The sequence below is a fragment of the Candidatus Hydrogenedentota bacterium genome (assembly GCA_018005585.1).
Lineage (GTDB): Bacteria > Hydrogenedentota > Hydrogenedentia > Hydrogenedentales > JAGMZX01 > JAGMZX01.
Genome location: JAGMZX010000177.1, coordinates 1 through 11,511 on the forward strand (window position 1 = coordinate 1; position 11,511 = coordinate 11,511).

The 11,511-nt window shown below is 61.9% G+C and carries 10 protein-coding genes; 6 read left to right on the forward strand and 4 right to left on the reverse strand.

What is annotated here, in order from left to right; all coding sequences use genetic code 11:
- The first annotated feature begins 69 nt into the window (after positions 1 to 69).
- The 6 genes from KA184_20960 (at position 70) to KA184_20985 (ending at position 7,787) form a co-directional block, all read left to right on the forward strand.
- A complete protein-coding gene (locus KA184_20960) occupies positions 70 to 1,563 on the forward strand; it encodes a hypothetical protein (GenBank protein MBP8132059.1) in 1,494 nt (497 codons plus the stop codon).
- 34 nt (positions 1,564 to 1,597) lie between these two features.
- On the forward strand, positions 1,598 to 2,494 hold the full coding sequence (locus KA184_20965) for a dihydrodipicolinate synthase family protein (protein ID MBP8132060.1): 897 nt from the start codon (positions 1,598 to 1,600) through the stop codon (positions 2,492 to 2,494).
- A 125-nt stretch (positions 2,495 to 2,619) separates the two neighbouring features.
- Positions 2,620 to 4,416, forward strand: a complete 1,797-nt coding sequence (locus KA184_20970; protein MBP8132061.1) for a sodium:proton antiporter — start codon at positions 2,620 to 2,622, stop codon at positions 4,414 to 4,416.
- A gap of 88 nt (positions 4,417 to 4,504) precedes the next feature.
- Positions 4,505 to 5,302 (forward strand): glycosyltransferase family 2 protein, encoded by a 798-nt coding sequence (locus KA184_20975; GenBank protein ID MBP8132062.1) that lies wholly within the window; start codon positions 4,505 to 4,507, stop codon positions 5,300 to 5,302.
- A 10-nt stretch (positions 5,303 to 5,312) separates the two neighbouring features.
- Positions 5,313 to 7,220 (forward strand): ABC-F family ATP-binding cassette domain-containing protein, encoded by a 1,908-nt coding sequence (locus KA184_20980; protein MBP8132063.1) that lies wholly within the window; start codon positions 5,313 to 5,315, stop codon positions 7,218 to 7,220.
- A gap of 354 nt (positions 7,221 to 7,574) precedes the next feature.
- Positions 7,575 to 7,787: a hypothetical protein gene (locus tag KA184_20985; protein ID MBP8132064.1), complete on the forward strand. Its 213-nt coding sequence runs from the start codon at positions 7,575 to 7,577 to the stop codon at positions 7,785 to 7,787.
- Positions 7,788 to 7,864: 77 nt separating this feature from the next.
- Here KA184_20985 and KA184_20990 read toward each other — a convergent pair whose 3' ends face one another.
- The 4 genes from KA184_20990 to KA184_21005 form a co-directional block, all read right to left on the reverse strand.
- Positions 7,865 to 8,707 (reverse strand): serine/threonine protein kinase, encoded by an 843-nt coding sequence (locus tag KA184_20990; protein ID MBP8132065.1) that lies wholly within the window; start codon positions 8,705 to 8,707, stop codon positions 7,865 to 7,867.
- A 15-nt stretch (positions 8,708 to 8,722) separates the two neighbouring features.
- Complete coding sequence (gene rsfS, locus KA184_20995) at positions 8,723 to 9,097, reverse strand: ribosome silencing factor (GenBank protein MBP8132066.1); 375 nt, start codon at positions 9,095 to 9,097, stop codon at positions 8,723 to 8,725.
- Between the two features lie 21 nt (positions 9,098 to 9,118).
- Positions 9,119 to 10,552 (reverse strand): Asp-tRNA(Asn)/Glu-tRNA(Gln) amidotransferase subunit GatB, encoded by a 1,434-nt coding sequence (gene gatB, locus KA184_21000; GenBank protein ID MBP8132067.1) that lies wholly within the window; start codon positions 10,550 to 10,552, stop codon positions 9,119 to 9,121.
- A gap of 10 nt (positions 10,553 to 10,562) precedes the next feature.
- Positions 10,563 to 11,511: aspartyl/glutamyl-tRNA amidotransferase subunit A (locus KA184_21005; protein MBP8132068.1), on the reverse strand; the 949-nt coding region annotated here is incomplete at its 5' end.

Here is an 11,511-nt window from a genome sequence, read left to right on the forward strand (position 1 = left end):
GTTCGGGACCCGTGTGATAGCATAAAGCGCACTCTTATGGAGCCTTTGCAGGAACTGTGGGAACACGATATGAAGAAAGCACACCATAAAGACGGAAACTGCGCCGGCCCTTTGTCTGTTTATACGCGGCGGCGTTTTCTGGCCGCGGTTGGGGCCTCGGCGGGCTTTGTGACGCTGGGAGCGCGCCATGGCTGGGGGCAGGCGGCCGCTGCCGTGTCCCCGCCGGAGAAAGAAGGGGCCTATGTCCGGGTTGCGTTTCTGTATCCGCCTTCAGACACATTCGCGGATGACCCGGACGGCTGGTGGAGCTGGCCGGGCAACGAGTTCGACGCTGAGGCGCGGCAGCGGGAATACGCGGCGTTCCTGGGCGGGCTGGAAACGGAACTGGGCATGCGGATCGCCGTGGAACCGGACCCGCTCGGTACGGAGCAGCAGGCGCGTGAATTCGCTGAAGACCTCCGCGCGAACCGGCCGGACGGGCTGCTGCTGGTCATGTTCTACAACGGCAGCCTGAAACAGGCGGACGTGGTGCTGAGCGTTGCCGAGGAACTCCGTATCCCGTCGGTGTTCTACATCGGGCTTGGGGTCAAGCACGGTGCGGTCACGCAGTACCGCCGATCCGGCCTGTATCTGATTCAGTCGCTGGATAATCTGGACGCCATCCGCGCGGGGATGCGCATGATCAACGCGCGGAAATTACTGCGGCAATGCCTCGTGCTCAGCATCGCGGACGAACCGGTCCAGATGCCGGTGGAACCGTTTCTGGGCGTCAGCGTGATGCAGGTTCCACTTGACCGGTACGCGGACGCTTTCGGCAAGGTCGAAATGGATGCCGAAGCGCGGGCGTTCATTGCCGGGTTGCGCGAAAAGGCGATGGAAATCCGTGGCGTGACGGAAGAGGCGTTCGAGAACGCGGCGCGCGCGCACTTCGCCATCAAGAATCTGCTTGCCGAGGCGAACGCCGACGGCGTGACCATGAACTGCCTGCGGCGGGGCATGCTCAAACCCTGTATCAGTTTCGCGACGCTGAACGGCGCGCTGGTTCCCGCCGCGTGCGAAAACGACCTGCCCGCCCTGTATACGCAGATGCTGGGCCAGTTGCTCACGGGGCGGCCAGGCTTTCAGCACAACCCGTGTTATGAGACCGAGCGCAATCATTACTACGCGTCGCATTGCACGTGTACGACGAAGCTGTATGGACCGGACGGTGGTGACCTGCCATTCCTCTTGCGCCGGTTCGCGCACACGAACGAGGGCAGTTGCGCGATTCAGGCTTTCTGGAACCCCGAAGACCCGGTCACCATGGTGCGGTACTATCCGGGCGAGGAACCGGCGCTCGACGTATACGCGGGCAAGGTCGTGGTTTCGCACCAGATGCCGCCCGCGGGCGGGTGCACGACCAACGTCGAAATCGAACTGACGGACCGCACGGATGCGGGCATGGTGAAGGGGCATCACAACCTCCTTTTTTGCGGCGATCTTGCGCGGCAATTCCGCATGTTCGCGCAACTGCACCGGATGCGGCTGGCGGACACGGGGTACACGGGGCCTTGGCCCGCGTGAAGGATGGAGCGGGAGGGGCTCTGTGAAGACGTTGCTGGATTGGCGCGGCATCATTACCGTGTTGAACACGCCGTTCACGAATGACGACCGGATTGACAAGGAAGGATTGCGGCGCAACGTCAGAAATGCCATCGAAGCGGGCGTGGCCGGGTTTCTGGTTCCGGCAATGGCGTCGGAAGTGGACAAGCTCTCGGAACTGGAGCGCGAACTCGTGGTGGGGACGGTCCTTAGCGCTGCGGCGGGGCGTGTGCCGGTTGTGGGCGGCGCCTCGGCGCGGACCTGCGAGGCGCGCCGGCGCAACGGAGAGAAGCTCATTGAAATGGGCTGCGCGGGGGTGCTCGTCAGCATTGCGTACCGGGACGACGCGCAGTACGAGCGCGAGGTGCGCGACATCGCCGCCATTGACCCGCCTCTGCTCATGATTCAGGACTGGGACGCCTCCGGTCCGGGCGCGCCGGTGCGGCTCATCGCGCGGTTGTTTGATGAGATTGAGGCTTTTCGCAGCCTCAAGATTGAAGTGGCGCCCGCAGGGCCCAAATACAGCGCGGTGCTCGACGCTACGGGCGGGCGCCTGCACGTCTCCGGCGGTTGGGCGGTCACGCAGATGATTGAGGCGCTTGACCGGGGCGTGCACGCGTTCCTGCCGACGGGGATGCATCGACTGTACACGCGGATCTATGAGCTGTACGTATCGGGGCAACGCGAAGCGGCGCGCGAACGGTTCAACCGTCTGCTGCCCGTGCTGGCGTTTTCGAACCAGCACCTGGACATTTCGATCCATTTCTTCAAGCGCCTCCTGCATCGCCAGGGGGTGTACGCGACCCCCCGCGTGCGCGAGCCGGTCCTGCCGTTCGATGCCTTTCATCTGCGTGCCGCGGACGAACTGATCGAGTACGAAATGAATCTCGAGCGCGCGCTCGATGGCCCGTAAAAAGGGGATGGGAGACGCGGCCAGGGCCGTTCTGGAAGCCGGGTCCCCTTCCTGGTATGCTTGCGTCCCAGAGGCCGGGCGGATGCGCCCGCCGACTTGCATAAACGCTATGGTGATAGTGCACTATGGAACACGCGCTTCTTCAACTGGGCAGCGTTATCGCGTTGGGCATTTTTGCGGAGTGGCTCGGTTGGCGTCTGCGCCTGCCGTCCATCCTGTTCTTGCTTGTTTTCGGCGCGTTGCTCGGGCCGCTCTTCCACTTCGTCAACCCCGATGCGCTCTTCGGCCCGTTGCTGATGCCGCTGGTGTCGGTTTCCGTGGCGCTCATCCTGTTCGAAGGCGGACTGAGTCTGCGCCGGTCCGAATTGGAGGTGATGGGCCGGGTAACGTGGCTGCTGGTGACGCTGGGCGCACTAATCACATGGGTGCTGCTCGCGGCGGCGGCGGCGGTCTTGCTCGATATGGCCTTGCCGCAGGCCATTCTGCTGGGAAGTATCCTTGTGGTCACCGGCCCGACCGTCATAGGTCCGCTGCTGCGCCACATACGCCCGCGCGGCCCGGCCGGGTCTGTTCTGAAATGGGAAGGGATTCTGATAGACCCGATTGGCGCGGCGCTCGCGGTCTTGGTGTTTGAGGCCGTGGTTGCGGGCCGGCTCGAAGCGGCCCCGGGCATTGTCGCGCTGGGCGTTGTCAAGACCTTGGCCATTGGCGCGGTTATCGGCGGCGTGGCTGCGGTACTGCTCACCGTTTTTCTGGAGCGGTACTGGATACCGGAACACTTGCAGACGCCCGCGACGCTGGCGCTTGTGGTTGGGGCATTCGTTGTATCAAACCGGATCCAGCACGAGGCGGGACTGCTGACGGTCACCGTCATGGGCATTGTGCTGGCGAACCAGCAGCGCGTCGAGGTACGGCACGTTATCGAGTTCAAGGAAAACCTTCGGGTTGTGCTGCTGTCGACCCTGTTCATCATTCTCGCGGCACGGCTGGAATCCGCGTACCTGGCGCATATCGGCGCGGGCGCCTGGATGTTTCTGGCCGTGCTGATCCTGGTGGCGCGGCCCGTATCCGTGGCAGTTTGCGCCTGGGGTTCGCGCCTGAGTTGGGCCGAGCGCGGTTTTCTCGCGTGGATGGCGCCGCGCGGCATTGTGGCCGCCGCGATTGCGTCCGTGTTCGCCCTGCGGTTGGAGGAAGCGAATTTCCCGGACGCGGAACAGATCGTGTCCGTCACGTTCCTGGTTGTGGCGTCAACGGTGCTGCTTTACGGACTAACCGCGGGGCCGCTGGCGCGGTTGCTGCACGTGTCGCAGCCGGACCCGCAGGGAGTCCTGCTTGTAGGCGCACACCCGCTTGCACGGCAGATGGCCGCCGCGCTGGACCGGGAAAAGGTGCGGACCTTGCTCGTGGACAGCAACTGGTCGAACGTTACGGCGGCGCGCATGGACGGCCTCAAGGCGCAACTGGGCGATGCCAACTCGGAATACGTGCTGGAAGACGTGGACATCGCGGAACTGGGGCAGATGATTGCCGTGACGGCGAACAACAAGGTCAACGCCTTTGCGGCGCTGGTTTTTGCCGACGTGTTCGGAAGAAAAGGCGTCTATCAGCTTTCTGCGGGGCCTTCGGGAGTGAAGTCGCGCGAGGAAAGCCTGCCCCGGCATTTGCGCGGCAGAGTCCTTTTCGACAAGGACTGCACTTTTGAAGTGCTCATGCGGCGCGTGAACGCAGGCGCGATTATCAAGACGACCAAGCTGACCAAGGAGTTTCCGTATTCCGCTTTCCGGGCGCAGTACGGCGATACCGCAGTGCCCTTATTCGCAGTCCTGGAAAACGGGCGAGTCCATGTATTCACGCCGGAAGAACCCTTCACGCCGCCGCACGGCAGCCGGATTATCAGCCTTGTGCCGCCGCTGCCCTATTGAGTGATGGACCTGCGAGGTTGGCCCGAACCGCCGCCTTGGATTACAATGCCGCCCGATCCTCACTTTCACTACACGCCAGGGATACCCTGTGAGCACGATAACTGTGTTGACGCTGGTGCCAAATGCCGGCGGCCGGCTTGCGCGTTGCCTGGAAAGCGTGCTGTGGGCGACCGACATCTTCTGTGTTGTGGACCCGAAAAGCAGCGATGGCTCGATCGACGTGGCGCGCGAGTACACCGAGCATGTCGTCGTGCACGAGTATCTGAACGCGGCTAACCAGCGGAATTGGGCGCTTCCGCAAATCAAGACGGAATGGACACTGGTGCTCGATGCCGATGAATGGGTCTCGCCGGAACTCGCGCGGCGAATCCAGGAGGTCATTCAAGACCCCGACAGCGAAGACGGCTACGAAATCCTCCGCCACTCGTATTTTTTCGGGAAACTGATCCGGCACTGCGGCTGGCACCGCGATTACAACGTGCGCCTCTTCCGCACGTGCAAAGGACATTATCTCGACAAGCGCGTGCACTCGAAGGTGGTCGTGAAAGGGTCCATGGGGCGCATCCGGGAAGTCATGTATCATGACACGTACCGCACGTTTGAGGAATATTTCGCCACCATGCAGCGCTTTACCACATGGGGGGCGCAGGACGCATTCGACGCGGGGAAACGGGCGCATCTTCGGGACCTGACCCTGCGGCCCGTCCTGCGTTTCCTCAAGATGTACGTGGTGCGGCGCGGTTTCCTCGACGGCGTGCACGGCGCGGTGCTCTGCGGCCTCGCGGCGTGCTCGGTATTTGCGAAATACGCCAAATTATGGGACCTTGAGCGCCGCGCGCGCCTAGTGCAGCCGGCCCCTTCCCGTGCGCCGGGTTCTGAACGTTGAACTGTTGCCTATGAGCGTCGTACGGCTGGAAAACATACGCAAGACCTTCGGGGGCAGTTTCATTCTCGATGGTTTCTCGCTGCGCGTCGAGGAAGGCGAGCGCATCGGCCTTATCGGTCGCAACGGCACCGGCAAGACGACGGTGTTCCGGCTCATTACGGGCGAACTCGAGCCGGACGGCGGCGCCATTGAACGTATGCGCCGCGCGCGTGCCGCGTGCCTAGCCCAGATGCACCATGTTGCGCCGAACACGACGGTGTTCGAAACGGTGCTCCACACCTTTCAGGAATTGATTGACCTGGAATCGGAATTGACCGCCCTGGAGGAGGCGCTGGCTGGCGGCGGCAGCGAAGCCTTGGCGCGCTACAGTGTAGTACAAGAGGCGTTCGTCCGGCGCGGCGGCTACGAATTCCGGGGCAAGGCGAAACGTGTGCTGCACGGGCTGGGCTTTTCGACGGAGGACTTCGACCTGCCGTTCCACGCCCTCAGCGGCGGTCAGCGCACGCGCCTCATGTTGGCGTTAGTACTGTTGCAGGACGCGGATCTGCTGCTGCTGGATGAACCGGAAAACCATCTGGACCTGCGCGCCCGCGAATGGCTGGAGGAATACCTCCAGTCGTGCGGGAAGAGCGTAGTTGTCATTTCCCACGACCGGCGCCTGTTGAACTCCGTGGTCCAGCGCATCGTCGAGATAGACCGGGGCGCCTCGCGCAGTTTCGCGGGCAATTACTCCGCGTACTTGCGCGAAAAGGCGTTGATTCGAGAGCAGCACCAGAAAGCCTATGAGCGCCAGCAGGAACTCTTGCGCAAGGAACAAGCGTGGGTCGAGCGGTTCCGCTACAAGGCGTCAAAGGCGCGCCAAGTGCAGAGTCGTGTCCGCCGTATCGAGAAGATGGAAGTGATGGAAGCGCCGCCGCCGGAGGCGCAGGCCGCCGATTTCAGCTTGGGAGAGGTTGTTCGCAGCGGGGCCGTGGTTCTTGCCGCGGAGCATCTCACCATGGCCTACGGCCCCTTGAGGCTCTATGAAGACCTGTCTTTTGAAGTCTGTCGCGGCGAGCGGGTAGGCATCATCGGGCCAAACGGGTCGGGTAAGACCACGTTGCTTCGGCACGTGGCCGGACAAATCGAAAACGGCTCAGGCACGGTGAGACTCGGACACAAGGTTTCGGCCGGTTTCTTTGACCAGCATCACGAAGTGCTCAACCCGGAGGGCGATGTGTTGAGCGAAGTACTGGGAGTGCGTCCGGACCTGACTCCGACCCGTGCGCGATCGTTTCTGGGCAAGCTTCTGTTTGTGGGGGACGACGTTTTCAAGCCGGTCTCAGTGCTGAGCGGGGGTGAGCGCGCCCGAGTTGCCTTGGCGCGGCTCATGCTCAGCGACGTCAACCTGCTGTTGCTGGACGAGCCGACGAACCACCTGGACATCGCCTCGCGCGAGGTGCTTGAAGCAGCCTTGGCCGAGTTCGACGGCGCGATCATGCTCATTTCGCACGACCGCGTCCTCATTGACAGGCTCGTCGACAAGCTCATCGTCATTGAAGGCGGATGCGCCCAGGTGCATCTGGGCAATTACAGCGCGTTTCGTGAGAAGGAGCAGGCAGAACAGGCCGCCGCAAGCCAGCCCGCGCGCACGGAGGAAGTGCTGCGAATCCGGGAACAGTCACGGAGGGTCCGCGCATCCGATAAGGAGCGGGAGCGCGAAACCCGAAGACAACGGCGGCGGCTCGAACAGCTCGAGGCGGAGATCGAGTCCTTGGAGGAGATGGTGGGCGGCTACGACGAGAAATTCGCGGCGGCCGACCCAGCGGATTATGTGAAGGTGCAGTCGTTGAAGGAAGAATACGACGGGCTGCACGCGGACCTCCGGGCGATGTACGAAGAGTGGGAAAATCTCGTGGAATCGCTGGATGGCCTGTAACGCAGTCGTGGGGAAGAGGTATCTTAAGTGCAACAAGATACTGGATTTACCCTGGACTTGACCGGGCCGGTGGGTATATAATAGTTGACAAACGGGCCGATACGTGATATGACAAGCGCGGAGCCGCGAGGCTGGACTGGAGATTTTGTGTAGTCTGTCGGGCGGTTCTGACAGGTATTCAGGAAGGAGAGGAGTAGCTGCGGATGAAGCACATCAAGCCGGTCTCCTGTAAGCCGGATGTGGCGCAGGCGAACCCGAATTTTGAAGCCAAGATGACTTTCAAGGTCAACCTCACGGACCAGGCCATTGAATTCGTCTTTCAGAAGACCTCGTAGACCGCACAAGGAGCGCAGCATGAAACGCGAATGGCATTGCAGGCCGGTTACCCGCATCCGCGGCGTGGCGCAGGCGTCCAACTACATCGTCAAGCTCGAATCCACCACACAGATCATTGACCGGTTGCTTCTCGTGCCGCGTCAGGCTCCCTGGAAATCGACCGGGCCTTCTGGGGAAGGGGGCACGGACACGATCACGGACACCGGCGTGGATACGACGGTCGAAATCTGAGCGCAAGCGCGGCGTACTATCGAGCGTTTTACAGGCTCGCACGGCGTAGTGCCGTGCGGGCTTGTTGTTTGTGGCAGTCAGATGCGGCTGCGGCCAATCATCGAAATGGCGATGCGGACTTCGTCGCAGTCGCGGAAGCGGTTCTTCTGCTGCTTGTCCAGGAGTCTCATAATGATGTTGCCCAGTTCTTGGGGGCAGCGCGGGTTCGCCTCGTGGGGATGCAGGGGCGCAATACGGAGATGGCACTGATAGAGTTGCTGGAGGTTGTCCACCGGGTAGGGAAGTTTTTCGGTGAACATCATATACATCGTGATGCCAAGCGCGTATTGATCGCTTTGCGGGGAGATCCGCTCCTTGCGCAGGAATTCCGGCGCGACGAACATCGGGGTGACCTGCTCGGCGATGCCCCGGTCCAGAAACTCGAGCAGGATGCTTGTGCCATACAGGGAGTAATCCGCGACCTTCGCCACGCCTTTGCGGCTGAACAGGACGTTTGCCGGCTTGAAATCGTGGTGGATGCATCCGTTGTCGTGCAGATACTGGAGCCCGTTGCACATCTGGGCGACGACTATCAGCCGCTCTTGAAGGTTGAAGGGGCGATTGGCCAGGTACCATTTCAGGTTTGGGCCGTCCACATATTCCATAATCATGCAGCGGCCTTCCGGCCCGTCAATGAAATCGAAAATCCGCACGACGTTCTCCTGCGAAAACGTCTTGAACTTCTTGACGCCGCGGACCAGGTCGCGCAGGTGCAGCCGGTTGCGGAAAAAGTTCTCATGGAACAGCTTGACCGCGACCACCTCGCCCTTTTGTGTGTCAATGCCCCTATAAACGCGGCCTGTGCCGCCCTGCCCCAGAATGCGGTCCAGCTTGTAATGATAGAGTTTCGGCCGGTCCGGTGTATAGATGTCTTCAGGCATCGGCGTTGCTCCCAATCACGTCAGGCGCAGTGCAATCTCCGGCGCATCGCCCCAGAGTCCTTCCAGGTCATAAAACTCCCGCGCCTCCTCCCGGAATACATGCACTATGATGTCCCCATAGTCCAGCAGCAGCCAGTCGCTGCGATGATTTCCTTCGATATGCAAGGGGGACACGCCGATCTTTTTCATGCCCTCCAGAATGGAGTTGCAGACGGCCTTCATCTGCGGCTCGCTGGTAGCCGTGCAAAGCACGAAGCAATCCGTGATGAGCGTCAGTCCTTCAAGATTGAAAGCCCGGATATCCTTGGCCTTCTTTTCAGCCGCCAGCGTCGCGATCCGCAAGGCATTCGCGACGACGGGCGGTTCCGTGCCTGCGCGCTTCTTTTTCAGCAATGCTTTTGTCCTCGTTCCTCAGGATTTGCCTAATTCCGAACGCAAGAGGTCGTTTACGAGTTGCGGGTTCGCTTTGCCCTGCGTCGCCCGCATCACCTGACCCACGAAAAAGCCGAACACCTTCTCTTTACCGCTTCTGAATTGTTCCGCCTGCCCCGGGTTCTTCTCAATGACGTCCCGGATGATGGCCATGATCGCATCCGTGTCGGAAATCTGTTGCAGGCCCTGTTCCGCCACAATCTCGCTGGCCGCCTTGCCGGTGCCAAACATCTCCTCGAGCACGTCCTTGGCCATCTTACCGCTGATCGTGCCTTTTTCCACGAGCGCGATCATGTCAGCGAGGGCTTGCGGCTGGATGCGGCACGCCTGGATATCCATTTCCGTGCGTGTCAGCAGTGCCTGCAAATCGCCCATGACCCAGTTCGCGGCCTTTTTCCCCGGCGCGCCGCAGCGGACGACTGCCTCGAAGTAGTCGGCCATGGCCCGTGTCGCGGTCAGAACGCCTGCATCGTAAGGGGAGAGCGAAAACGACTCCGTGAAGCGCTTCTTGCGGGCCACGGGCAGTTCCGGAAGGCTCGCGCGGATACGTTCCTCCCAGGCCTTGTCGACGACGATCGGAACAAGGTCCGGCTCCGGGAAGTAGCGGTAGTCGTGCGCCGACTCCTTCTGCCGTTGCGAAAAGGTAACGCCCCGGTCGGCATCCCAGCCGCGCGTTTCCTGGACGACGCGCCCGCCATCTTCCAGCACGCGAATCTGCCGGGCAATCTCAAAGTCGACTGCCTTGGCTACGCCGTGCAACGACGCGACATTCTTGACCTCGGTCTTGACGCCAAAGGACACCGCACCCCTGGGCCGCACGCTGATATTTGCCTCGGCGCGCAGCGAGCCTTCTTCCATGTTGCAGTCGCTGACGCCCAGGTACTCGAGCAGTTGCTTCAAGGTAGTCAGATAGGCGTAGACCTCGTCCGCGCTGCGCAAGTCCGGCTCGGAAACGATTTCAAGCAGCGGCACGCCGGAGCGGTTGAAGTCCACGCCGCTCTGGCCCCCGCCGATGGTGTGCGTGTTGCGGGCCGTGTCCTCTTCCATGTGCGCGCGTGTGACGCCGATGCGGCGCGCTTGCCCGTCCAGTTCAATATCGAGATAACCGTTCTGGCACAAAGGGAGGTCGAACTGGCTGATCTGGTAGTTTTTCGCGAGGTCGGGATAGAAGTAGTTCTTGCGGTCCATCTTGGACCAGCGCGAGACGCGACAGTTCAAGGCCAGGCCAACGGCGACGGTCTTGTTTACCATCTCCCGGTTAAGCGTGGGGAGTACGCCGGGCATGCCCAGGCAGATGGGGCACACGTTGGTGTTTGGGGGCGCATCGAAGCGGGTGCTGCACGTGCAAAACACCTTGGAATTGGTGTTTATCTCGACGTGTACCTCCATGCCGATGACCGCTTCGTAATCCATGGCCCTAACCTCAGCCCAGGGGCGGCTTGCCGATGGCCGGCGCGCCGGTCTGCTCGAATGCATATGCCACACGCAAGAGCGTTTCTTCGTCGAACGCCTTGGCGAAAAACTGCAGTCCCACCGGCAGTCCGGCGGCCGTGAGCCCGCAGGGCATGGACAGGCCGGGCAGCGCGGCGAGATTGCAGGAAATGGTGTAGATGTCGCTCAGGTACATCGTGAGCGGGTCCGCCGTTTTTTCGCCGAAGCGGAAAGCGGGCGTCGGCGACGTGGGGCCCGCGATAATGTCCACCTGCTCGAAGGCGCGGTCGAAATCGCGCTTGATCAGCGTCCGCACTTTCTGCGCTTTGAGGTAGTAAGCGTCATAGTAGCCGCTCGAGAGCACGTAGGTGCCGAGCAAAATGCGCCGCTGCACTTCGGGTCCGAAACCGGCGGTCCTGCTCATGACGTACATGTCGCGCATGGAAGTTGCCCCGGGATGCCGGAATCCATAGCGCACGCCATCGAACCGGGCCAGGTTTGCGCTCGCCTCAGCCGTGCAAATGATGTAGTACGTGGCGACGGCATACTCGGAATGGGGCAGCGACACGTCCTTTATTTGAGCACCCTGTTCGCGCAACGCCGCGACCGCCTTCTCGACATGCGCGCGCACCTCGCCTGAGAGCGCGTCCGTGAAGAACTCGCGGGGCAGACCGATTCGGAGGCCGCGCACATCGCCTGTAAGCGCGCGCGTGAAATCCGGGACCGGAATATCCGCGGAGGTGCTGTCTTTGGGGTCGTGGCCGCACATGACGCGCAAGGCCAGGGCGCAGTCGCGGACGCCCTTGGTCAGGGAGCCGACCTGGTCGAGCGACGACGCAAACGCGACGAGTCCGAAACGGGAGATGCGCCCGTAGGTGGGCTTCATGCCCACGCAGCCGCACAGGGCCGCCGGCTGCCGTATCGAGCCGCCCGTATCGCTG